The 24407-nt window shown below is 41.4% G+C and carries 19 protein-coding genes, 4 tRNA genes and 3 pseudogenes; 14 read left to right on the top strand and 12 right to left on the bottom strand.

Annotated elements, in window-relative coordinates; all coding sequences use genetic code 11:
* Nucleotides 1-78: 78 nt before the first annotated feature.
* Both obgE and CDG79_RS17695 read right to left on the bottom strand, forming a co-directional pair.
* Complete coding sequence (gene obgE / locus CDG79_RS17700; protein ID WP_094343293.1) at nt 79-1107, bottom strand: GTPase ObgE; 1029 nt, start codon at nt 1105-1107, stop codon at nt 79-81.
* 138 nt (nt 1108-1245) lie between these two features.
* A complete protein-coding gene (locus tag CDG79_RS17695) occupies nt 1246-1923 on the bottom strand; it encodes a Mo-dependent nitrogenase C-terminal domain-containing protein (protein ID WP_094343292.1) in 678 nt (225 codons plus the stop codon).
* A 489-nt stretch (nt 1924-2412) separates the two neighbouring features.
* Between CDG79_RS17695 and CDG79_RS17690 the strand changes: the two genes are divergently transcribed.
* From CDG79_RS17690 to CDG79_RS17675, 4 genes are all read left to right on the top strand, one after another.
* Nucleotides 2413-3513 (top strand): glutamate--cysteine ligase, encoded by a 1101-nt coding sequence (locus tag CDG79_RS17690; RefSeq protein ID WP_189525031.1) that lies wholly within the window; start codon nt 2413-2415, stop codon nt 3511-3513.
* A 516-nt stretch (nt 3514-4029) separates the two neighbouring features.
* Entirely contained in the window at nt 4030-4386 is a 357-nt protein-coding gene (locus CDG79_RS17685) for a hypothetical protein (RefSeq protein ID WP_094343290.1), read from the top strand.
* Between the two features lie 356 nt (nt 4387-4742).
* Complete coding sequence (locus tag CDG79_RS17680; protein WP_094343289.1) at nt 4743-5282, top strand: Dps family protein; 540 nt, start codon at nt 4743-4745, stop codon at nt 5280-5282.
* 218 nt (nt 5283-5500) lie between these two features.
* Complete coding sequence (locus tag CDG79_RS17675; RefSeq protein ID WP_094343288.1) at nt 5501-6268, top strand: ChaB family protein; 768 nt, start codon at nt 5501-5503, stop codon at nt 6266-6268.
* A gap of 93 nt (nt 6269-6361) precedes the next feature.
* Here CDG79_RS17675 and CDG79_RS17670 read toward each other — a convergent pair.
* Both CDG79_RS17670 and CDG79_RS17665 read right to left on the bottom strand, forming a co-directional pair.
* A pseudogene (locus tag CDG79_RS17670) lies at nt 6362-6708 on the bottom strand (DUF2391 family protein); the annotation flags it as partial.
* A gap of 406 nt (nt 6709-7114) precedes the next feature.
* Nucleotides 7115-7324 carry a hypothetical protein gene (locus CDG79_RS17665; RefSeq protein ID WP_041565457.1) on the bottom strand — a complete coding sequence of 70 codons (210 nt, stop codon included), beginning with the start codon at nt 7322-7324 and terminating at the stop codon, nt 7115-7117.
* Nucleotides 7325-7857: 533 nt separating this feature from the next.
* On the opposite strand from CDG79_RS17665, the gene CDG79_RS17660 reads away from it, so the two are divergent.
* A complete protein-coding gene (locus CDG79_RS17660) occupies nt 7858-8907 on the top strand; it encodes an adenosine deaminase (protein WP_094343307.1) in 1050 nt (349 codons plus the stop codon).
* A 384-nt stretch (nt 8908-9291) separates the two neighbouring features.
* Here the strand turns inward: CDG79_RS17660 and CDG79_RS17655 are convergent, their stop codons facing one another.
* A complete protein-coding gene (locus CDG79_RS17655) occupies nt 9292-9627 on the bottom strand; it encodes a rhodanese-like domain-containing protein (protein WP_094331214.1) in 336 nt (111 codons plus the stop codon).
* Nucleotides 9628-9885: 258 nt separating this feature from the next.
* Between CDG79_RS17655 and mutL the strand changes: the two genes are divergently transcribed.
* Nucleotides 9886-11574 carry a DNA mismatch repair endonuclease MutL gene (mutL, locus tag CDG79_RS17650; protein ID WP_094343287.1) on the top strand — a complete coding sequence of 563 codons (1689 nt, stop codon included), beginning with the start codon at nt 9886-9888 and terminating at the stop codon, nt 11572-11574.
* Between the two features lie 199 nt (nt 11575-11773).
* Here the strand turns inward: mutL and CDG79_RS17645 are convergent, their stop codons facing one another.
* Nucleotides 11774-12325 (bottom strand): Uma2 family endonuclease, encoded by a 552-nt coding sequence (locus CDG79_RS17645; RefSeq protein ID WP_094343286.1) that lies wholly within the window; start codon nt 12323-12325, stop codon nt 11774-11776.
* A 73-nt stretch (nt 12326-12398) separates the two neighbouring features.
* Between CDG79_RS17645 and CDG79_RS43780 the strand changes: the two are divergent.
* Nucleotides 12399-12497: pseudogene (locus CDG79_RS43780) on the top strand (GlsB/YeaQ/YmgE family stress response membrane protein); the annotation flags it as partial.
* Between the two features lie 172 nt (nt 12498-12669).
* Here CDG79_RS43780 and CDG79_RS17635 read toward each other — a convergent pair.
* The 5 genes from CDG79_RS17635 to CDG79_RS17615 all read right to left on the bottom strand — a co-directional run bounded on the left by CDG79_RS17635 (nt 12670) and on the right by CDG79_RS17615 (nt 19440).
* Nucleotides 12670-12852, bottom strand: a complete 183-nt coding sequence (locus CDG79_RS17635; protein ID WP_094343285.1) for a CsbD family protein — start codon at nt 12850-12852, stop codon at nt 12670-12672.
* A 275-nt stretch (nt 12853-13127) separates the two neighbouring features.
* Nucleotides 13128-14363: a DUF445 domain-containing protein gene (locus CDG79_RS17630; protein WP_094343284.1), complete on the bottom strand. Its 1236-nt coding sequence runs from the start codon at nt 14361-14363 to the stop codon at nt 13128-13130.
* A gap of 146 nt (nt 14364-14509) precedes the next feature.
* Complete coding sequence (ubiE, locus tag CDG79_RS17625) at nt 14510-15214, bottom strand: bifunctional demethylmenaquinone methyltransferase/2-methoxy-6-polyprenyl-1,4-benzoquinol methylase UbiE (protein ID WP_094343283.1); 705 nt, start codon at nt 15212-15214, stop codon at nt 14510-14512.
* A 70-nt stretch (nt 15215-15284) separates the two neighbouring features.
* A complete protein-coding gene (locus CDG79_RS17620; RefSeq protein ID WP_094331221.1) occupies nt 15285-16241 on the bottom strand; it encodes a response regulator in 957 nt (318 codons plus the stop codon).
* A 277-nt stretch (nt 16242-16518) separates the two neighbouring features.
* Nucleotides 16519-19440: a GAF domain-containing protein gene (locus CDG79_RS17615; RefSeq protein ID WP_094343282.1), complete on the bottom strand. Its 2922-nt coding sequence runs from the start codon at nt 19438-19440 to the stop codon at nt 16519-16521.
* A 110-nt stretch (nt 19441-19550) separates the two neighbouring features.
* Between CDG79_RS17615 and CDG79_RS45505 the strand changes: the two genes are divergently transcribed.
* A complete protein-coding gene (locus tag CDG79_RS45505) occupies nt 19551-19688 on the top strand; it encodes a DUF6888 family protein (RefSeq protein WP_442937509.1) in 138 nt (45 codons plus the stop codon).
* A gap of 194 nt (nt 19689-19882) precedes the next feature.
* Nucleotides 19883-21013, top strand: a complete 1131-nt coding sequence (locus tag CDG79_RS17610) for a quinone-dependent dihydroorotate dehydrogenase (protein WP_094343281.1) — start codon at nt 19883-19885, stop codon at nt 21011-21013.
* A gap of 21 nt (nt 21014-21034) precedes the next feature.
* Here the strand turns inward: CDG79_RS17610 and CDG79_RS17605 are convergent, their stop codons facing one another.
* Entirely contained in the window at nt 21035-21772 is a 738-nt protein-coding gene (locus CDG79_RS17605) for a hypothetical protein (RefSeq protein WP_094343306.1), read from the bottom strand.
* 304 nt (nt 21773-22076) lie between these two features.
* Between CDG79_RS17605 and CDG79_RS41995 the strand changes: the two genes are divergently transcribed.
* The 5 genes and pseudogenes from CDG79_RS41995 to CDG79_RS17600 all read left to right on the top strand — a co-directional run bounded on the left by CDG79_RS41995 (nt 22077) and on the right by CDG79_RS17600 (nt 24407).
* A tRNA-OTHER gene (locus tag CDG79_RS41995) sits at nt 22077-22210 on the top strand.
* A 50-nt stretch (nt 22211-22260) separates the two neighbouring features.
* Nucleotides 22261-22390: transfer RNA gene (locus CDG79_RS41990), tRNA-OTHER, on the top strand.
* A 45-nt stretch (nt 22391-22435) separates the two neighbouring features.
* Nucleotides 22436-22562 (top strand) — tRNA-OTHER (locus CDG79_RS41985).
* A 74-nt stretch (nt 22563-22636) separates the two neighbouring features.
* Nucleotides 22637-22763 (top strand) — tRNA-OTHER (locus CDG79_RS41980).
* A 37-nt stretch (nt 22764-22800) separates the two neighbouring features.
* A pseudogene (locus CDG79_RS17600) lies at nt 22801-24407 on the top strand (TROVE domain-containing protein).

Below are 24407 nucleotides of genomic sequence, written 5' to 3'. Positions count from 1 at the left end.
CCTAACGGTAAGTAAAAACAAAGTATTTCCACTGCCATCATCTACTTCTCTTCAGAAAGGAGTAATTACGATTAGTAATTATCTCAATACCTCTACTTCTTGGACAACTTTCATTTGATCGAGAATTCCCCAGATTTCTTGTAGCATCGGCTCTAACCCCGTGCGGGTAACTGCTGAAATCACAAAAACCGGGGCGTAAGAGAGATGATTAAGTTGGGTAGCTAACGCCTCTAAATCGACATTTTCTCGATCGACTGCATCAATTTTGTTCAGCGCCAAAATTTGCGGGCGTTCTGCTAAACCCCGTCCATAAGCTTGTAATTCTTCCTTAATTGTGTTGTAGTCTCTAACCACATCATCACTAGTGGCATCAATCAAGTGAAGTAGCACTCGCGTGCGCTCGATATGACGCAAGAAATCGTGTCCCAACCCAGCCCCGTGAGCCGCTCCCTCAATTAGTCCGGGAATGTCGGCGAAAACAGTACCATCGCCAGTGGGTTTCCGCACTACACCCAAATTTGGGATCAGGGTAGTGAAGGGATAGTCTGCGATTTTTGGACGTGCAGCTGATAAAGATGAAATTAAAGTGGATTTACCAGCATTTGGTAAGCCAATAATCCCGACTTCTGCCAAAAGTTTTAACTCTAGGCGCAGCTGCTTTATTTCCCCTGGTAATCCTGGGAGGGCGTATTCTGGGGCGCGGTTACGGTTACTTAAGAAATGCTGATTTCCTAATCCACCTTTACCACCTTGGGCAATCCGCAAAGACTGCTTAGGCTCGATTAAATCCCCCAGCAATTCGCCAGTTTCAGCATCATAAATGGTTGTACCACAAGGAACTTCGATGATTAAATCCTTTCCTGCTGCCCCAGTGCAGTTATTTGGGCCACCACGAGTCCCTTTTTCTGCCTGAAATCGATGGTTGTATCTGAAGTCAAGCAAGGTTTGCAGGTTTTCATCGGCGACAAAAAAGACCGAACCACCTCGTCCTCCATTACCACCAGAGGGGCCACCAGTCGGTACGTATTTCTCTCGCCGGAAGGCAACAATACCATCGCCACCCTTACCAGCTTCAACTTCAATTTTTGCTTGATCGATAAATTGCATATTTCTAGAGTCCTGTTAGCGGTAGCGGGGCATTTAGCCCGTGCTGAGTTAAGAGTCGCGAGTTATAAATTATAAGTTTTAAAACCTCATTCCTCACTCTTTACTTGTAACTCACACTCCCCACTCAGCAATCAGCACTCAAATATATGGTGAAATATCTTCACCGCATTTATCTGCTAGATAAGAGAGGGCGCGAAAACGTAACCCCACCAGTTGCTCATACAAGGGGTTAATTTTACACATCGGCGGGATGTGGACAATCTTGCGTCCAAATAAGGTGACATCTCGCTCAAAGGGACACTGGGAGGGAATCATTTTACATAAAAAGCGGGCTACTCTTGGGTCTTGGATATCTAGCCTATCAAGCCAGTCACGCAGGGGATATAGTGCATTAATTTGACGCTTTGTAAGTCCAGGGCTGGGGATAATGGGGGTAACTTGCTGTGGGTTCTCTAGGGTGTGGCGAAGGGCTTCTAGTAAATTCTCTGGCTGTTCTAAGGCTTGGCAGAACTGATGTAGAACCTCATCTTCGCTGGGGGAATAAGTACCATCTGCGATCGCTACCATGATCGCAGTCCTTAAGAAATTTTCTGCGGCTGGTGTACCTTTACCCAACACTGCGGCTAATTCTTCTGGCGTAATTACCTCTAATGAGTCCCATTTTATCTTAGGAGCTAATTCATCTTTGGTGATGTTGGCAATTAATTCCTGTTCTTGGTCATCAAAATTACCATCTGCCCAAGCAATGGTGAGCAGTCCACGCAACCAAGCGGCAATCTGTTCGCTGCTGTAGGGGGATTGAACGGTACTTGTCATAAACTCACGTCTCAAGCTTTCCTCAGTCACTACTAAGCTACCCTAACCAGTGACTATGAAGATAGTGGGGCAGCAGAAAAAATAAATCAGATTTCAAATCGCAAAAGTCGGTCTTAGGGTAAAATCCATTTATACTAACTATTATTGAGAATTTTTATATTTAAAGTGAAATTGATTGGAGTATCTCAAATATTCATAAGATTTAGTACTGAAATTTGCACTACAGGGCGATTCAATTTTGTGATTCAACTTTGTAAGTATGCGAACTTGCAATCTAAATATCGCTAACATTTTTCTCTAATTAATTGTTTACTGGTTTTACTTTTTTATTTTTAGGATTTCTATTGTTTGGCATTATATATCTCCGAAAAAAAATGTAGAGACATCGCACTGCTACATCTCTACGATGATTCTGGCTAACGCATATTTAGTTTCGGGAAATATCTATTAGTTAGATTAGATTAACTCTCAGCAATAAAGGTATAGATAATGTTTTTCTTTGGCATTGAGCATGAAGTTGCTTTCCTAAACAAACAAGGAAAGTTTGCTGATTTTTCCCATACAAAATTTGCTGATTTTAATCAAATTATTGAAAAGCTACCCACATACCCCAGTGACTATCCTCAACTGCGCGTAGGCGATGCGGGTATTAAGATGAAGAGATGGTACATTGAGGGATTTGAAAGATTTGCAGATTCTGACGAAGTTATAGACTGTCATGTTAAAGGTATTGAAATTAGAACAACTATACATTCTGATATTCAAGGCGCTATTACGGAGTTATCAGAAAGTTTTCATCTACTACGTGAGGTTGCTGCTAACTTTGGTTTATCACCAGTTTTAGTCAGTTTTAATCCCTACAATCCGGCTTTTGAGCCTCAACCCCCACTAAATGATTACGAAATAAAACAGCTAGAGGCTTATCCTGACGAACAAACTGCTAATATTCACATGGTGTCTTATGGGCCAGATTTAAATATTTCAGTGGCAGGTTTATCTACTGAAGATGTAATTGATATTGGCAAAAAGTTAACTTATTACAGTCCTTATATCGTCCCTTTTAGTTATAGTTCCCCTTTTTATAAAGGAGGTTTATGGGATGGGTTATCTGTACGAACTTTTATCAGAACTGGAAAAAGACCAGCAGCTCTAGTTTTCGTTCAGAAAGAGGAGCAACTAATTAATAGCATACCTTCCTTAACAAAAATCGCCCGCATTCCATTTGAAGTGGGACGCATTGAATTTAAGGCGTGTGATAGTTGTGATGATTTTTTAATCTACGCGGCTTTGCTGACGCTATTGAAAGGTTTTGTGTTAGATGAAACCTTGGTAGGTAGAGCAACTGTACCCGATGCAGCACTACATCAAATTTCTGCAAAAGAAGGTTTTGACAACAAGGATATTTTTGAGAATGCGACAAAAATCTTGCAAGCAGCCGAAGTTTCCTTGGGAGATGACCCAGATATTCAGTATTTAACGCCGTTAAAAGTGCTGTTAGCGAAGCGAAAAACAAGATCCCATGAATTAATAGAAATGTTCCATTGTGTAAGTTCAATAGATGAGGTAATAAGGCAGACTTATCAATTTTAAAGAAAAGATTTATTTTTCCCCTTAAAAAAGGGGGACTTTATATAACTTTATACTTTACAAATATCCGATAAGGTGCATATTCCTGAAAGTCCTTTGATTAGATAAAGTCGAGCTAAATAAACATAAATACTAAAGTCATTAAGCTGCCACAACTATATTAAGTCGATATATCTAGAGACTGATTTTATTGTAACCACAGATAGAGGAAAGTTCATTCCAGAGATTGATGCAGGCTTTAGTATTTTCAAAGTACAAGTAGAAACAGCGAACGTTGAGAGAAGAATGTCAAGATAAAATGTAATAATTGTGCTAGAAAATTAAGGTGGTATTTGCTTATTATCCCTTACTAATTCGATGCAGAAATACAAAGACATTTCCTTCATCAACTTCATTTTAAAAGAAATTCCAGATTGAAGTGTAGCTTGCTATTTTTATTATTGCTTGCCAAATAAAGATATAAGCTTACGCTCTCTCAGTGAAGTTCTGCGTTGTTAAAGCTGTTATCGAGGATTTCAAATGAAGATTATTGCTTCTGTTTTATCTATCTTAAGCCCAGTCCGTTTTCTAGTTGTGGCTTTTACTTGCGCTTTACTACTGTTATCTAGTGCTTTTCCTGCTTTTGCCATCGATAGCTATCAAAGCGATCCCACCGAAGGTACTACACAACTGCTTGATATTCAAAGCAAAACTGATAAAGCTGCTAAAGAACCACCAGCAGGATTGAAAAAGGTTCAAAAGGAGTCCAACAAAGGACTCAATGAAGTTCAGGGAGATGCTGATATTGACAAGCAGAAGCGTCCTGAGAATTCACAGAGTGCAACCACTGCTGAAGAAAATATAAAGAAAGTGTTGGAGAAAGTTACAGGTAAGTAACTAAATTAATAGTTCTGGTAATTTTTCGGTAGTAATGGGTGATTGCCTAAAAGCAATCACCCATTACTAATTTCAACCTGGCAAATTTAATTAAGTATCAAATGGGGAAAACTACGTTTCGATAGTTTTAATTATGAATTAACGACAGCTATTGTATTTAAAATTTTATGTTTGGAACTAAAAAAATAATAAAATCCTCTAATGACTAGATTGTTGTCTCGATCCTACCTATTAAGGCATAGGCATAGTTCTAAATGGGGTGATTAATTTAAACTCATAATGCTTCCTTTGGTTGATGTGGAATCTATATGAAATTTGAGATATTAATAAATAAGTTTGCTTAGGGATGGAAAAAAATGCGTGCGATAAACATTGGGTTGACAGAAGAACAGCGTCAAGGTGTAATCAATCTGTTAAATCAAGATTTAGCAGATGCCTATTTACTGTTGGTGAAAACCAAAAAGTACCACTGGGATGTCGTCGGCCCTCAGTTCCGCTCTTTGCACCAGCTTTGGGAAGAACACTACCAAAAGCTGACTCTAAATATTGATGCCTTAGCAGAGCGGGTTCGTGCTTTGGGCGGTTATCCAGTTGGTACATTGGAAGGATTTCTCAAGCTTGCTACCCTCAAGGAACATGCTGGTAATGTTCCCACATCAACGAAGATGGTATCTAATCTAGTGCACGATCACGAGCAGGTTATCCGTAACTTAAGAGACCACGTGGATCAGTCTAGCGATAAATTCCACGATCAAGGTACTGCTGACTTTTTGACTGGACTGCTGGAACAGCATGAGGAAATAGCTTGGATGCTGCGTTCATTTATTGAAGGGGAAGCATTAGATCCAGATGGTAAGCAGCCAGCATCTGGGGCTAAGACTCCGGTAGGCGTGTAGCTGATAACGTCTGAGTTGAGGATGGCTGTGTGTGAAACCAATTAGAAGGGGGAATCCATCCTCCTTCTAATTGGTGTGAAAGGATTAATCTACATCTTCACATAGCTTACTCTTCGCGCATCTTCATTAAAAGGGGGGATCTAAAAAGAGCCAACTTTTTAATGGGGTTGGGAAATCCCTTTTGCGTAAGTCCTAAAAATAATCCAAGGAGTATTTAAGTGACAGAAGTATATAAAGCAGAACGTACCATTTCTGCTGTATTCAAAGAACAGAAGCAAATTGATGATGTGATTCGACGTTTACTAGACAGGAGTGTACCTAGAGATCATATTTCGGTCATGGGTAGAAACTTTCAGTCAGAAACTAGAATCGCTGGCTTTATTAGTAAAAAGGATGTAATTCTGGGAGGTTTGAGAACAGGGGCAGTTTTTGGTTCTTTGTTTGGTTCCTTTCTCAGCTTACTCACGGGTGTAGGCGTACTGTTTATTCCCTTTGTCGGCCCAATTGTGGCAGCAGGGCCTATTGGTGCAGTGCTGCTGGGGGCTGCAAGTGGAGCGATCGCAGGTAGTGCAGGTGCTGGTCTAGTATCGGTTCTAACTACTTTGGGGATGTCAGAAGATAAAGCGGCTATCTACCAAACCCGCTTACAAGCTGGTGAATTCTTAGTGATGGCAGAAGTTCCGAGCGATCGCACTGGTGAATTTCAATTGCTACTCGAAAGTGCTGGTGGCGAAGAAATTCACACGATTGAAAAAATCTTTGCTCGCCCTTGTCCTGGACAGTGCAACAGCCCAGAAGACTTGTCTCCTGAAGTTCGCGCTCATCTTTCTGATGCAGCTCAACGCACATTCATTGAGAGCTATAATACTGTCTTCAATGAGAAAAATGACGAGTTTACAGCTGAACAAGCCGCCTGGGAGTCTGTTCATCAGCAATATGATGAAGATGAAAACGGCGTTTGGTCAAAAGCTAAAGTTAAAGCTTAAACTGCTGCGCGTTGAATTATATCGGAATCTGATTTGATTCATAAAATCAATTTGCGTGGTGCGCGAAGCCCAATAAGCAGGCAATAGGCAACAAGATTCTTTTAGAGAAGTTTCTGGTGTCAATTCTCGCAATAGTAGCAGGATAAATGTAGAGCAAGCTAATCCGATCGCGATCGCTTTTACGGTATCCATTGCAGCTTGATGAGCTAGCCAGCTATATATCTGCGTTTCCGAAAGCCTTCTGTCTGATTGAGCAAGTAAACCACAATAAACATCAATGCGATCGCTATCATCATCAGTTGTGGTTTGGCCCGCGATCCTATCCACCAAACCTCCATTGTGTACAGTAAAGGTATGCCAAATAAAAAACCTCCACAAGCACCCCGAATAATGTCATTAATCTCACTCTTCCATATATTTTTTTGACGTTTTGTTGTCACTCCTTTACTTTCCTTTTATTGAAAATTTGCTTTTATATCATGTCTGGATAAATACTTGTCATTACGAACGCAGCGATAGCGAAGTGAAGTAATCGCAGAGTCCGCAGCGATTGCTTCGTTCCACTCCGTTTCACTCGCAATGACATATCGGAAGTGATTAAGCGGACTTGATTTTACTTATAATAATTCTCTATGAAAATGCATATAGCAGTCCTAAATTTATGGTGAAAAGTTAAATCCCCAACTTCTTTGAGAAGTCAGGGATTTAGATAAAGTAAATTTTCACAGACTGGTATCTACGTAGGCGTAGCCCAACCCAGGTATCGCACTTTTAATAAAAATTAAATCCAGCTTGAGGCTGGACAATTGCTAGAGACATTTTTGAAATTGAATGTTTCCTTGATTTTTAACTTACCAAATCAACCAAGGCGTTTGACTGGAAGCGGACTATAGATGAGACTGAGCAGCCACGATAATTCTCAGAGGTGAATACTGATAGTGTGATATTAGCTTGACCGGGATCTAAGATGCGTTTTACCTTGCAGGTTTGCATTTTGTTGTTGCAGTAAGCAATAATGCGATCGCCAGCCTTGACATCTAATGCTTGAATTTTCACTTAATATCAACCTCGCCCAAGATTTTGTTTAGCTAAAGGAAAAATATATTGCTATATTTCACTTGCTCAACAATTTAAATATTTATTTCACTATAACACAAAAACCACGGGTTCTAAATTTTATCAATTTCATCTTGATAATGTCAAGTTGATTTATGCTCAAAACTCTTTTCAATCCTGGATTTTATTGGAGGAGGCAGGAGGAGCAATTCACTTACTTGTATGACAATACGGTTCAGTTAAGTATTTTTCTTTCTCTCTGTGTCCTCTACGGTAAGCCACTCCGCGTCTACGTTAAAAAAACTGACAAAGAGTTTTAATTTTAACCCAAGCGTGTTGAAGTATATGTAGTGGCGTGGCAGGGCTAAATCTGATGATAGGTAAACTTTCGCCATAGTGTACTAACTTGGAAGCCTGATCTTGAAAACCCAGATAGGACTAAATCTCTCTCTGCTCTAAATTTTTGTGAGTGCAAATTTTTTCCTTCTATGTTTTTGTTACAATTATTGAAATTTTTACCTAAAAATACCACTATGGCTTTATATGCTGAATTACATAGGCACTTGGGCGGTTCCGTCGTACCGCGAGTTTTATGGCGATATTTCGAGCGACATTCTTTGGAGTTGATTTCCCGCTTTGCTGACTATTCAGAATTTGAAGATTTTTACACGCGCCCACGTAACAGCTTAGATGAATATCTAGAATTACACACCCTAGTAGAAAGTGTGCAAACTGTGGAGACTTTGCCTTACTTTATCTATCGCTTGGTGCGGGGTGCTTACATTTTTGAAAATTTAGCTTACCTGGAACTACGCTACACCCCCTATTTGCGGACACCTGAGCATCTAAATCAATCACAGAGAATTGACAAGATGGCAGAAATTGTACAAGTAGTAGGACTTGCTAGCCACCAGCCTGAATATCCGATTGTTACTAGCCAAATTCTTTGTATGCACACGCGGCTACCATATCAGGTGAACAAGGCGATTATCGATTTGGCGGCGCAAAATAAGCAGTATGTCTGTGCAGTAGATGTAGCAGGGGGTGATAGCTATTATGCCGATCGCTTAGAAGAATGGATTAGCTTATATGATTATGCGCGATCGCTAGGCGTTAACACCACGGGACATCTATATGAAACCACCGCCGGTTGTTATCCCGAACTGTTACCTTATCTGATGCGAATCGGTCACGGTATCCAAATCCCCCTACTGTATCCAGAGTTACTTAATGATGTCGCAAGACGCGGACAATGTTTAGAGATTTGCCCCACAACTTACATAAAAACTGGTACTTTGCAAGATATCCGTCAACTCAAATTAGTTTTTGACCGTTGTTTTGATGCTGGGGTAGATATTGCTATCTGTACTGATAATGCTGGATTACATAATGTACGTCTACCGTTTGAGTATGAAAATCTCTTGACTTACGACATTATCAGTTTTGAACAACTACAAGCTTGTCAGGATGCTGCTTTCCGTCATGCTTTTGCTTGGCCTTATGGTGAACGTCCTGCATCGTTGTTGAACGGTTTGCTCAAACCTGAACCACCTAAAGTTTTGGCAATAAGAGATAGTAATTAACCACCGCCAAGTAGTGCTGCGCGTAATTCGTAATTCGTAATTCGTAATTCGTAATTCCTATATGGCAAGTATTTCGTTGATTTGGAAGGGGTAGTTAATTTACGCCATGCTGCGCTAGAGGTGAGAGAAAGTAAGGTGATTTAATGTTAATTAATGTTGCAATCAGTGATTTTTATATGATGCTGTAGAGAAAGCTGTAATGCACAATAGATATCTGGCAAAAACAATGTTTTAGAAAGTGAACCACAGATGTACGCAGATAATTCATCAGTGTTTATTTGTGGCTCATTTTTCATTATGATTTTTGCTAGAAGTCTAATGTGCAGTACAAAAAACCAGCAATGACGGAATAAATAGACTTAGATTAGTATGCTTGGGTTAAGTTTAAGCGCCAACACCTTCTGTAGCACCACCGGCAGAAATCCAAGCTGCAAGGCCACCTTTGATTTCCGCTACTTCAACAAACCCTGCTCCTCTCAGAATTTGTGCAGCCTGGTTTGTATGCTCGTCACTATCGCCATAAATATAGATATGGCGTTCTTTATGTAGGGCAGATTTGGCTTTAGATGCCAAATCGTCTAATGGTATGGGTATTGCTCCACTAATCCGACCGTGATTGTAGGTGTGGCGATCGCGCACATCAACAATTGTAAAACCTGGTTGACCCCATTGCAAACGGGTCTTTAAATCATGGACATCAGCAACTGAATTATTACTCATAAGCTTATCCCGCTTATAACCTCACAAGCAATTTATCAAAAATCGCCTTGTAATTGAGTTTTCTTTACAATTAATAAAAATTCCTCGTTAATTCGCCTCCTTATTTGCCCAAGCTACGGTAAGCTAAAGCTACATATCCTCCGGTCTTTTTCTTCTCTGCGAACGCGAACAGCATGTCGCAGAAAGATATTGCGCGAACAATTTTGAATTGATTTCTCCCCCACTTACCTTACCCCCAGAAGCTATAAACTATAATTTATGGCATCTACTATTCAAGCTCTACCAACAGAAGTCGTATATCTTATTACAGCTGGTGAGGTAATCGACTCTTTAGCTTCTGTGGTGCGGGAATTGGTAGAAAATTCCCTCGACGCAGGTGCAACGCGAATTGTGGTTTCTCTATGGCCGCAGCAATGGCGAATTCGTGTGGCAGATAATGGCTGTGGAATGCTCCTAGATGACTTGCAACAAGCAGCCACAGCCCACAGCACCAGTAAAATTCGCTCTAGTGCCGATTTATGGAAAATTAACAGTTTGGGGTTTCGTGGTGAGGCGTTACACAGCTTAACAACTCTGGCAGATTTGGAAATTTTGAGTCGGACTGTGGGTGGAAAATTAGGATGGCGGATTAGCTATGGCAATGGTGGGGAAGTTGTGCAAGTTGAAGTAACTGCGATCGCACCTGGTACAGTAGTTACAGTTTCCAATCTTTTCGGTAATTGCTCATCTCGTCGTCAGGGATTACCCACAACAGCACAGCAAATGAAAGCCGTGCAAGCCACAATTCAACAAATTGCCTTATGTCATCCCCACGTCACCTGGCAGATTTGGCAAAATGACCGTCAATGGTTCACCATCTCTCCAGCAGCGACAACTGGGCAACTCCTACCGCAGATTTTACCCCAGGTACGACAAGGTGATTTACAAGAGGTGAAACTCCAACTCCCCAACCCTTGTACAGACGCGATTAATCGCGTCTCTCCTAACTCTTCACTAAATTTAGTGGTAGGATTACCCGATCGTTGTCATCGTCATCGTCCAGATTGGGTACGTGTAGCCATTAACGGACGGATGGTTAAGACACCGGAACTAGAGCAAACGATATTATCAGCATTTCACAGAACATTACCACGCGATCGCTATCCGATTTGTTTCTTACATCTTGCCATTTCACCCGATCAAATTAACTGGAATCGCAATCCAGCCAAAACAGAAATATACCTAAACGAAATTATTTATTGGCAAGAGCAAATTACCCAAGCAATTAACCAAGCACTCAGCATTTCTTCTAACAATCTTAAAGAAGCTGTCCACACAACACGAGTTAGTAAATTACTCAAAGCCGCAGAAACTAAAGGCGGCTACAATTTCAATCCTAAAACTCCTAACTCCTCACTTCCAACTCCTAACTCTTTAAAAGCTGTTGCTCAAGTTAGCAACACCTATATTGTGGCTGAACATTCTGGGGGAATGTGGTTAGTCGAACAGCACATTGCCCATGAGCGAGTTTTGTATGAGCAATTGTGTGATGATTGGCAACTTATACCCGTTGAACCGCCAATCATTCTTTATCAATTGTCGCCAGCGCAATTATCGCAACTGCAACGCATCGGTTTAGACATAGAACCCTTTGGCGAGCAACTTTGGGCTGTCCGAAACATACCCACACCTTTGCAACAGCGAGACGACTGTGCAGAAGCAATTTTAGAGCTTAGTTGGGGAGGTGATTTACAAACAGCCCAAGTAGCTGTTGCTTGTCGCAGTGCCATTCGTAATGGTACACCCATGAACCAAGAAGAAATGCAGATACTTTTAGATAATTGGCAACGCACTCGCAACCCTCGCACCTGTCCCCACGGACGACCAATTTATTTATCTTTAGAAGAATCAGCTTTAGCCCGATTTTTCCGGCGTAATTGGGTAATTGGTAAAAGTCATGGAATTTAATGTTTTCAGTTATTTAATTATTACAGGATGCTTTCTGGGAATTATGCTATAGAGAAGAAGTAAATTAATAGATTTGGACTGGATTTTATCGTAATTATTGATTGACAGACTTAGGCTAAAGTTCAAGATATTGAGAGGTTTGCTTAACTTATGTTAAATTAGTTTTTTTCTTGTATTTTGACTTTTTATTTTAATTAACTTAGCTATTAATAATCTGTTCCACCGCAACAGAAATATCTGGAAATGCTAGGGGTTGAATTGTTCCCGCAGTCAATGTCAATTTTGTCGCATACTCTCCGTCTAAGATTTCTCGAAATACCACTAAATGTAGCTTTTTGATATTTACGACCCAATACTCTAAAATACCTGCTTCTGCGTAGATTTTGCTTTTTCTCTCTAAATCTTTTTCTAAACTGGAGTTAGCATACTCAATCAACCAGAAGATATTTTCTGGATAGGGATGATGCTCTCGATACTCACGTCCTAAACGCTGGACAATGGCAATATCTGGTTCTGGTTCTGAGTCGTTGGGTAAGGTAATAGGCTTTGCTTCACGAATTTTGGCGCGTTCAGCTAATAAATTTGCTAGATACTCACCAGCTTCATCACTACAATAAGCATGGGGTTCCCCTTCCGGCGACATTTCAACAATTTCTCCCTTAAGTAGTTCAACTTTGCGATCGCTCAAAATGCCAGCATCAATCATGCGATGATATTCGTCAATCGTCCATTTCGCAACAATAAAAGTCATGACGATTGATTCCTCCCAATAATTCTTGATATTTTACCATTTTAAACAGACCTGAAAGGAAAACACTAACGGATCTGTAACCCTCAGTATCCCTGGTGTAATTGTTGCTGTAATTGGCGCAATAATTGCCATCTTCCTCTGGAACTTATTGGCTAATCGTACCAGTTATTAGTTGAATTAAGTTGCTAAACAATCATGGTTAGAGCCAGTTTGTTAGTAATTAAACTTTTACAGTTTTGCACAAAGACAAAAACTCCACTAGCTTTGAGTTAGTGGAGTAATTAATGTCAAACTATCAGGAGCAAATCATGGCTAATATTGCTATTTGTACTGTATAAGCAAAATTAGTCTACAACTTTCTTCACTTCATCTTTGATGTTTTCTACAGTGTGAGTAACTTGAGCATCAGCTTGCTTTGCTTGTCCTTCAGCTTTGTCTTGTGGATTACCAGTGATTTCACCCACAACCTCTTGAATTTTTCCTTCAATATTTTTCGCAGTAGCTTCTATTCTTTTCTCGATACTCATGGTTTTATTTCCCGCTTGTAGTTGACTCAGCTATTACATAAACTAACAATAGTGTATTCTTTTTGACTTCCATCAACCGATAGAATAATTTGGTAGATTATGTATCTTAAGATAGATGTGGGTTGCTACAGATGTAAATTAACAAGCCTTCAAAATCAAGGAATGAGTTCCGAATAATTTGATTTATCAAAGGCGATCGCTATATTTTCCTCGCTTCAGAACATAGCTAACTTACTACTATAATTCGCTCAGATTTTGTAGGAAAAAACAAAAAATTAATATTGACTGAATATTAAAAACACTGTCTGCAATAACCCGATAACAAAACCCAAAACACCACCTAAAGTGACAATCGCTTGCAATTCATTTTTGACAATTCCTTCAATAGCATCTTCCAATTCAGCCGGCGAAGTTGATTTCACGCGGTCAACTATCACTTGATCTATCGATAAAATCGGAATAACCTGTGCCACAATTACTTCTAAATCTTTTTCCAAATACTTATCTAAAATTAGAGCCAACTCTTGACTCATAACTTCTAAAGAAGTACTGACAACAGGTGAAGTGCTAAGACGATTCAGCAGGACAACAGCAATATTTTCCCAATCAACAGAATCAGTTAATCCTTGTAAAAAATCGCTACCACTGTTTTGTAGGTAATGACGAACACTTTCGCGGGTGGTCTTTCGCAGTTGGCGCACCGTACCCATTGGCAAGTTTTGGAATGATAAATTTTGCAGTAATTTCCTGATGCGATCGCGCATCTGCAAATCTTGGGTCAATTCCTGCAAACGACTATTTGTAGCCTCCTTTTCATCCAAGCAAAAAGTCCGCAACCGCGTCAGAGTATTACGTAAGCCAAACAAATTTGCTACTACCCAATAAGTCCCACTGGTTTTTTCGCGGAAGCCTTCATCAATAATTTGAATCGTGCGATCGGTTAAAAAATCAACTATGGTTTGGCGCAAAAGATCCGGTGGTAAAACTACTTCTAGTAACCAATCAGCAAGCCTTGTAGCCTGTTCTTCACTCAGTTGAAATTCCAGCAATATCTGGTCAAAAATTTGGTTGATCTGCGCTTCCAAAAAGTCTTCACGTCGCGCTAAAACCTTGAGTAACCGTGGTAATGATTCGCCTAGCAAATCCCGTAAAATTCCCGCGACAATTTTGGCACTTTTTTGGTTTTTATCTGTTTTGATTTGTTCAATCGCCAGTTGCAACAACCAGAGAATTGCTGCTTGCACGCGTTCTGTTTGCAACAAACGTCGGGCTAGATTTTGCAATTCTTGTGGTGTCAAGAGTGACCCCATGATTGTCTTAGAAATGTTCAAAGCTAGACGTTCCTGGTTGCGGGGAATCAAGCCAGGGGTGAAGGGTACTCTTTGTCCAGCAATGTAAATTGCTCGGTAAGGACGGAACAACATTTTTATGGCTATATCATTTGTGAAATAGCCAATAATTCCACCCAGTACCGGGGGAGACACATAAAGCCAAAGATGAGACCAGTCCAAGGGAAGAATTAAAAAAGTTAGGAGTTAGAGACGCGATTAATCGCGTCTGTACAAGAGTTAGGAGTTAGGAATTAGGAGTTAGGAGTTAGAAGTTGGGAATGATAAATTTTCAATGAGAATTTATCACTACTGATAATTCATAACTTTTAACTAATAACTCCTAACTTACTAAGCACTAGCACTCCCATCATACCGTTCGCAATGGGGTAGTGTGTGGCAACACCAAAACCAACTTGACGCGCTAACTCTATTTGCTCTTTCCCGATGGGAAACCGGTCTAAGCTGGGGCTAATGTAAGCATATTCTTCTTTTAACCCTAAATGATTCGCAACTGGCACCACAAAACCGTTCAGATAAAACTGCTGAAAGGTACGTAGCTGAGGATTGCTCGGTCGATGAAAGTCTAGAATTGCGGCTTTCGCACCCGGCTTCAAAACCCGGTATACCTCTTGGAGACTGCGGGAAATATCTTTAACATTTCTTAAGCCATAGCCCATTGTGGCGGCATCAAATTGGTTATCGTCAAAGGGTAAATTTAGCACATCGGCTTCTACCCAGGCGATCGCAGGTTGGGGGTACTGTCTTTGAGAACGTTCTCTAGCAGTTTCTAGCAGGTTGCATGAAAAATCCACTCCATACACCTGTCCTGCTGCTCCCACACGCCGTGCCAAACGTAAGGCTAAATCACCACTACCGCAGCATAAATCTAATGCAGTATCACCTGATTTAGCTGCACTCCATTTCACTGCCATTTCCTTCCAGATGCGGTGCTGTCCCAAACTCAACCAATCGTTCAACTGGTCATAAACTGGAGCAATACGGTTAAAAATGGACTGAATTTCGTTAGTCATTGGTCAATAAGTCATTAGTCATTGGTCATTAGTCATTTGCCTAAGATAAAGGACAAATGACTAATGACAACTACACAATGGTTTGATGGCAGCGACTACTAGTAAGAGCGATCGCTACCAGTTCGGCTGATAAATTAATTAGCATTAATTCATCTTCCCGCAAAGTGCATGGTTGTTTCCACTGTAGCGACAATACACCCAAAAGTTCATGACGGTAGCTAATTGGGATAACTAAATGTGCTTGCACACCCGTATTTTGGTAGTGAGTAGCATCAGCTAATTTAGTGTCTTTAAGTACATTTAAGGAAACTTGCATTTGCCCAGTGGCGATCGCTTCTGTTGTTAGTGGGTCAAGAGATAGCCAGTTCTCTATTGTACCTGTATCGCTGTAAGTTCCTTGAGTCGCAACCAGATTCTTTCCATCTGTAAGCTGTAGGATACAGCCTTCTGCCCCAAAAGTCTCACTCACAGCCTTAGCGATTGGAGTGAGAGTTTCCTCTAAGCTAGAAGCCGCTTGAGTTACCTGTACCAAAACACTCAGCAGGGCCATTTGAGCATGAGCGCGACGTAATTCTTCTGTACGTTGCTTGAGCAAGTCGTAGGTTTCTGCTGCTCTTTGCACTACTGCCTTCAGTTCCCCTGGATCCCAAGGCTTAGTGATATATTTGTACACTTGCCCTGCATTAATTGCTTCTACCAAGTCTTCAATATCAGTAAATCCGGTGAGAATTATCCTGACTGTATCGGGAAACTGAGGTACAGTCTTACTGAGAAACTCAGTTCCTTTCATTTCTGGCATCCGTTGATCGGAGATAATTACCGCTACTTCCCCTTCTGCTGCCAAAACTTGTAAGGCGTTCACCCCACTATCAGCTTTCAGAACATTAAAGTCGCGTCGAAATGTGCGATAAAGTAAATCGAGATTATCTGGCTCATCGTCAACTACCAAGATTTTGAGCTTTTTTGGTCGTTCTAGAGTCATCACTTGATATTGGAGTTTATCAATTTCGCCACTGGGCTTATCCATAAGATATTTCCTTTAAATATTCACTATCTTGTTATATTCCATACCAAGCTTAGTTGAGAATAGCTCAAATTTATCAAGGGTTTTTACGGACTTAATCTGCCTGTTTCAATACGTAAAATATAAGTAATACAGAGGATGTTTGGCTGTCCAAACATTTTAATTAGCAAAAATTGCCCTGGAAAAACCAACTAAATCAGCCTAATTATGGCGATTGTTACCCAGTCATGGCGGCATAGTTAATAAAACTAACTTTAAATGGATGGTTTGAAAAATAGTACTAAGAATCATGACTAACTAACGGCAATAGCAAACGGCTAACTACCCGATTATCTGGTAATTGATAGAAATTTAACTCTCCTCCCAGTTCCAGCATGAGGTTTTGGCAGATTAGCAGATGTAAAGCTGGGGGTTGGTCGAGCTTGGAGGGAGCAAGCACATCTTTGAGTGTATTTTGATGTAGTTCAGTGAGTAGCTGTGATTCGATCGCACCGTTGTATGTAATCGACAGTTCCAGCGATGTCTGATGTTCAGCGCCTACAATTGCAGAAGACTGCTTTGCCTCTGAGGGTTTTGACGCATCTAAACGGCGACACCAAATGTCAATTCTACCGCCGATTGGAGAACGGTTACAGGCAGTAACCAATAATTCATGGATAACTAATTCAATTTTGACAATATCACCAGCGATCGCCATTGCGGATTGAGCGCTGGAACTAGGAACACCTCTGACTAACGAAGAATTTTTTGGCGATTCTTGCTCATCAATTGGTTGTCCCAAACCATGCACACCAATCCACAGTTTTTGTTGTTTAAGTAAATTTTCGATGCGTTCGAGCGATCGCTTTAGCAAACTGGCTATGGGCATAGTTTCCCAACTAATATGTAGTTGCCAGTTTTCAAGTTTTAGCATTCCACTCATAGAAGTGGCTGTGTGGTCTAATTGCCGTAGCAATAGCTGGTAGCGCATTTGAGTCAGTTCATTGGCAGGAATGCCCAAATCATGTATTTGTTTCAGCGATAGCGCCGTTATTCTTTGGATTTCCTCTAGACGACGATGCTTGTACCAGTTGAGTTGTCGTAATTCCTCTGTGGTGGATTCTAGAAGTCGGTTAATTTGCTTTTGACGACGCCACCAAGCTAATTGAGAAATCAGAGTTGCGATCGCATTAAGATTTTGTTGTGACCAGCGACGCTCTTGATAGTCTGCTAACAATACTACACCTGTGATTTCATAATCTGCATTGGTACGTAATGCCATCACCAAAATTTGACCTTTATCTGGAGTATTCAACCATTTTCGAGTTTCTGGGGGTAAATTATCCACCTTCAAAGTCAAGTAATTCTCCGTAACCAGTGCCCATTGAATTAAGGCTTCCGACTGGATAGGAATAGATGCATCAGAAAAAATCCCAAATTGACTATTGTCAATCACTCCAGGAATAATTTCTGCCAAATTTTCACCAGGCGACCAGGATAGCAGTAACGCTAGGGGACAACCCAGAATCGATGCTATTTGTTCGAGTGCTGTATGTTCTAAATGCTTTTTCTCGACCTCGTTGCTGTTCTGGGTTTTTGTCAGGATGTTTAAGCATTGTTCAAACGCCTGGGAAGTTTTTTGCTGCTGGGTAGTGCGGTTGTGCAATTGCCACTGACGAACAATCACCCCAATCTGTTGACTAACAGCCCACAATAAATCCTTTTCGAGAGTTGTCCAAGAACGATGGGTTTCGTGAGTGATGACCAAAAGTGCTGCTGGGATATGACTTTGAGTGCATTTACAAATAAGTAGCGATCGCACTCCACTTTCTAGTAAAAAGGGCCGCCAGTTAAAAAAGCGTAAATCTTCATCTAAGTTCTCAATCTCCACCGCTTCAGTTGAACGTTGCAAAAGCTGTACATCTAATTCTTTGAGAGTATTCAGGGTAAATGTCAACGGTCGGCGATTATGAGGCTGACTTTGGTAAATAAATTGATAATTATTCTGCTCAGGATCGTACTGCAACAGCAAAAAACGGGTGGCTGTTAGTCGAGCTAAAACTCTTTTAGCACAGATGTGTAATGTTTCCTGAAGATCGTGTTCGCTATAGATACCCTGGGCAACTTGACCAGTCAGTTGGGCATCCTCTTGAATCTGTTTGATAGTGCTTTCCATACTTTCAGTTGGTGTAACTAGGGACATTAAACTAGCTACACTCTGAACAAAATTTTTGTCTGTCTCCGTCCAGATTCGAGGTTCATTGCTTTCCACCGCCAGAAAACCGAGCAAGTTCTTTTGCCAGATAATCGGAGCAGCCAAAAGCGATCGCACCTTCAGCCGTTGCAGCAATTTTGCCGTAAAATGGCTTTTTAAAGAACTGCGGGCATCACCAATTGAGACAATTTGGTTCACTGCCAAAGCATAATAAAAGTCGCTCAAGTCCTGTACAGTCATTCCCGGAGCTTGCTGATTGCTGGAATTGCGATCGCTTTTGACAAGCTGATTGCTCATCCGACACCAAAAGTAGCGCCCTTCTCGATCGAACCAGTAAACATTTGTCCGATTAGGGGAGATAAATTTATGAGTTGCTTGTACCCCTGCTTCAAGTCTTTGATTAAGGTTTGTGAGGGTGCGTAAATTTTCGAGCAATTCTAATAATGGCTCATCGCTTCGCTTGGTTTGCTTTTGCTGCTTATGCATCTCATGTTGATAAAGCAATGCCCCCAATTCACCTAAAACCATCATCAAACGTGCTTTTGCTTCCCCTGTCAGTAGATAGCCCCAGCGATCTGAACCGAGTAACAGCAAACCCAAGCAACGGTCTTTATAGCGAATTGGTAAAATAATTGTTCCTTGGATCTGCAATTTTTCAGCAATTTTGCGCCATTCGGCGGCGCGGATTTCAGTTTGCAAATCAGCTATCCCCAAGGGATGCTGTTCAATCACCACTTGCTCTAATAAATCCCCCGGACTGAGAACAACCCTTTGGTGTAAAAAGCTCGTGTCCCGATCGGGTGTAATGCCGCCTTTGCCGAATAATATGTGATTCAGGCGATCGTAAAGAGCAATCCAAATCAGTCTGTAATCAAACTCTTCCTTAAGATAAGAAATAGTAGTTTCAATCAGAACGTCAACATCATCTTCTTCTCTGAGGCTCTGGAGGACGCGCCCCAAAGAGAGGATCTGCTGTTCGGCGGCTATAGGTTTTTGCGGCTGCCCCATCTGATTTATTGGTTAACATAACTTGTAATATATAAGATGCCCAGAAAACCACCCTGAGTAATATTGCCACAAGTGTTTAATGTTGAACCTGAACAGCTTAATAGGCGGTTATGTACCCACAAGTACCTACAGGAAAACAAACCGTTGAATTTTTCTTAGTTTGCGTCAGATTAAGTAATGTACTTCAGCCAATTAATATAGTCAGACTAGATGAGAGAACCAACCAAATCTATAGGACTCATATTTGATTTTTAAATATACAACGTAGGGTGTGTTATGCCGTAGGCTAACGCACCACCCTTTATGTTTTGGTGCGTTACGGAAGCCGTAACACACCCTACACATACTTAGATTTTTTCAGAAATCAAATACTAGCTAGTCCGCGAGAGAATTAGACAATCTCAAAAAGAATGATGTGTGCTAGTTCCAAAAATCAAAGCTAATGGATATTTATAAATTTGCAATTAGTCCGCTTTTGTTCAATTTGGTAAAAACAGACCCAGAGTGGTTACACCAGCAGACGATTCGCAGTTTTAACTGGCTATCACAAACCCCTGCTAGTTGGGCAAACCAACGCTTACAAAAATCTTTATGTCTGTATGATTCCCGCCTAGAACAAAATTTGTTTGGGCTAAACTTCCCAAATCCTGTAGGGTTAGCGGCTGGCTTCGATAAGGATGGAGTAGCTGCTGGTATTTGGTCTAATCTGGGTTTTGGCTTTGCAGAACTAGGAACTGTAACTTTTCACGCCCAGCCAGGAAATCCGCGTCCCCGTTTGTTTCGCTTGCCGTTGGATAAAGCCGCTCTCAATCGCATGGGCTTTAATAATCTCGGTGCAGCAGCAATGGCGACACGTTTGACACATGAAAAACAGGAGTCAACTCACTTAATACCCATAGGGATAAATTTGGGGAAATCTAAGGTAACTCCCCTGGAAGAAGCCGCACAAGATTATCTCGATAGTTTTCGCTTACTCAAGGATTTGGGAGATTATTTTGTTGTTAATGTCTCTTCTCCTAATACGCCGGGGTTGCGATCGCTCCAAGATGCCTCTATGCTCAGTGCCATCTTGAATCTATTACAACAAGAAAACACTGCACAAAAACCACTTTTTGTCAAGATAGCGCCAGATTTGGATTGGGTTGCGATCGCTGACATTATTTCTTTAGCTAAAACCTACAATCTGGCGGGAATTATCGCCACCAATACCACCATCAGCCGCGATCGACTGAAAACTCAGGTGATTGACCAAACTGGCAAATCACCCAAGGAAGAAGCTGGTGGAATTAGCGGTGAACCATTGCGCGATCGCTCCACTGAGGTAATTCGTTTTATTTGGCAGCAAACCCAAGGACAAATCCCGATTATTGGCGTTGGTGGAATTTTTTCCCCAGAGGATGCTTGGGAAAAAATTACTGCTGGTGCTAGCCTGATCCAGGTTTATACAGGCTGGATTTATGAAGGCCCGCTGATGGTACGCCAGATTCTTTCAGGTTTACTTTCCAAGTTAGAACAAAGCGGATTAAATTCCATCAACGAAGCTGTGGGCTTAGAATTCAAAAATCAAAAGTAATTAATATTTTTTAATTTTGAATTACGATCCTTCTTCCTCCAGTGGGAAAAACTCCTTAGTTTTTTCCGAGTATGACCAGGCAATACCATCAGGGTCTTTACTGCGACTCCATTCAGGAAACTCTGGATCGTTTCGTCGTTTATAAACCGTGCTGGAATAGACATTTAGCCGTTTGGCAAGTTCAGATTGAATGAGAGAGCCAAAAATTAATTGTTTTTCCAGCGATCGTTTAGCTTCCTCATGGGTTTGGGTTGGCTGTGGTATTGATTCGGTTTCTGCTTCTTCCTCCTCAAGTGTTGTTGGTGGTGGTGCTAGGAGCGATCGCGCAGTTTTAGTAACTGGTTGAGCCGGAAGCTCTTTGACAGGCTCACTACTGTCAAGAATATTGCCGAGAATACTGGCAGTTATAAAGTAATAAGACTGCCCTGCGTCTTCGGAGTTGACTATACTGGCACCAAATTCCGAGGCTTTACCATCCAAGTAGCGTTTTGCCGTTGTTCCAGGAAAATTGCCCTTGATTGCCAAGTCCATTGGCGTAAGTCTGCCTTGATTTTCTCGAACCAACTGATGAAAAATTGGGTTAACTCGCACAGTCCACTGTTGCCATTGATATTCCTGCCAAATCTTGAAGCCAATCACCAGCACAATTAGCGCTAGTAAAATTCTCCAGGTAGCAACCAGGAAAATAATCAAAAACGAGATGGGCAAAAGTAGAACGAGAAAAGCCTTGCCGTTGTCTTCTATGGGTTTTTCACTCATGCCGATTTTTGCCAAGTGAATTTTGGGAAATAGTATTATATATCTTGGCAAAAATTGTGACACTTTTTTGTATCTTTTGGCAAAGTTGCGGCAAATTTGTTGGCAAAATCTTTCCTGGGTAGGTGTTATACGCTTATCTAAGATTGGTGTGCGATCGCCCAAAAGTTTTTCCCAGCGAAAAAAAGAAGATTTTTAACTCAACCAACAACTCCATAAATTAAATCGTCAGCCCCTTGACAACAGATAATACATAGACTACGTCAATAATACAAGTTAACTTTCATTAGAGAGTTAACTTGCACCAGTAGCGGATAGCTCAAATGACAGAGCGCCCACCTTGCCCGTAAAGGCCGATGTATCGAGGGTTATCGTATATAGCTTAAACACCCTTAATCAAACTTCTGGAAGTGCAGGTACAAATCCTGTTCCACTACACCAAATTCAGTGCTAAATGACGAATTTTAAATGTTTAACTCATAACTTTATATGTGGTGGGTAGCTCAGTGGATAGAGCGCCTAAATATCCTTATTCACCCCTTGCCTGAAAAGGCCGACGAATTGAGGGTTATCGCCTGCCAAGCGGGAGGTCGCGGGTTCAAATCCCGCTCCACTACACCAATTAATTTTAGATTTTAGATTGAATTTAAAATCCTAAATTTTCATGTGGCGGGTAGCTCAGAGGTAGAGCGCTAAACATCCTTTTTCACCCCTTGCCTGAAAAGGCCGACGAATTAGGGTTATCGAATCAAGTTCGAGAGGTCGCGGGTTCGATTCCTGCTCCGCTACACCAATTAATCTTAGATTTTGGATTTTAGATTTTGGATTTTAGATTTTAAATTCCATCCCAAATCCCAACTTTTCATGTGGCGGGTAGCTCAGTTTGGTAGAGCGCCGAAAAACATCCTTGTTCACACCTTGCCTGAAAAGGCCGAAGAATTAGGGTTATCGCATTTTAAGCCGGATGTCGCAGGTTCGATTCCTGCTCCGCCACCTTTCATTTTTGCCCGTAAGGGCCGGGAGATGAAGCGATGAATTACAATTTTTTCACCAAAAAGAAAACAACTACACCACAAAATCAACCTATCCCCGGACGAGAAGCAGAAATGGTTAAGGGACGTTCCGGTGGCTGGATGTTTGATGCTGGCATTTGGAAGATGCTGCGTCGCTGTCTGTTGGTTGGCACAGCAAAAAGCACTTACTACGCTGGTAAACAGGAATTAACTGAAGATTTTGTGACAGTTGTAAGACTTGCTGTTGCCGAAAATCCCAGCCGTGTAGCAGAAGAAATTTTGTATGCTAGCGATGGACGCGCCATCAACAACAGTGCGCCTATATTAGCTTTGGTACTGCTGTCGATGGGTGAAGCACCACAGGCAAAACAGGCTTTTGGTGAAATCAAATCTTCCCGCAAGTTGTTCGTACTGGTAGCCACTTCTACGAATGGTTGAACTACACAAAATCTCTGCGGGGATTTGGCAAAGTCGTGCGGGAAGCTGGTAAAACTTGGCTCTCAAGGGAAGATGTCAAGGGTTTAGCTTATCAACTGTTGAAATATCAACAGCGTCAAGGCTTTTCCCACCGAGATGCGTTGCGGTTGTTCCATGTCAAACCGCCTACAGAAAATCACCGTGAACTATTTGAGTGGGTAGTTAGAGGCTGGGAAGAATTGCCAGCAGACATCCCCTCAGAGGCTTTGGCACAAATTTGGTGGTATGAGTGGCTGAAGCGGAATCCTACCCAAACCCATGAAGCTATTTTGCAAGGACACTTAACCCACGAAATGGCTGCACCGGTGGGCAAAATGGATCGGCAAGCTTGGCAGCTGCTATTTCAGGAAATGCCAATAGGTGCAATGTTGCGTAACTTGGGTTCTTTAACTGAACTGGGTGTGTTACGAGCCGATGAAAATGCTAACTTGCTGCGAGTGGAAGAAGTTCTTAATCGCAGAGAACATCTGCGTAAAGGTCGTATTCATCCGATTGATGTTTTGAAAGCACTCAAAACTTATGAATCTGGTGGAAGATTAGGACGCAGTAAGAAAACTTGGAATCCAGTTCCTCGGATTGTGGACATTTTAGAAAAGGCGGTTGAATTATCTTTTGATGTCGTCAAACCCACAGGTAAAGTGTTTATGCACGCCGTAGACATTTCTGCTTCTATGAGTAACTTAGTTGCAGATATGGGACTGAGTTGTTGTGAAATTGCCACCACAATGGCACTGGTGACAGCAAAAGCGGAGAAAAACTATATGATTCGCGGCTTTTCTACCGAATTCCGTGATTTAGGTATCAGTGCCAAAGATAGTTTTAGTTCTGCGGTTCGCAAAGCTAGCAACCAAAACTTCGGCGGAACGGATGCATCTGTAGCCTACGACTGGATGATTAAGAATAAGTTCAAAGCAGATGTAGTGTGCTTTTGGACTGATTCGGAAAGCTGGGCTGGAAATAAGCATCCAAGTCAAGCGCTGAAGGAGTACCGCAAAAAGGTAAATCCCAACGTTAAGGCGGTGTACGTCACTTTGACACCTTACCAAATTACTTTGGTAGATCCTCAAGATTCGCTGTCTTGGGATTTGGCAGGGTTCGATCCGGGAACGCCTCGCATCATCCAGATGCTAGCTATGGGTGAGTTGTAG

Origin of the sequence: Nostoc sp. 'Peltigera membranacea cyanobiont' 232, assembly GCF_002245985.1 — a bacterium.
Taxonomy (GTDB): domain Bacteria; phylum Cyanobacteriota; class Cyanobacteriia; order Cyanobacteriales; family Nostocaceae; genus Nostoc.
This window is presented reverse-complemented; position numbering and strand designations above follow the sequence as displayed.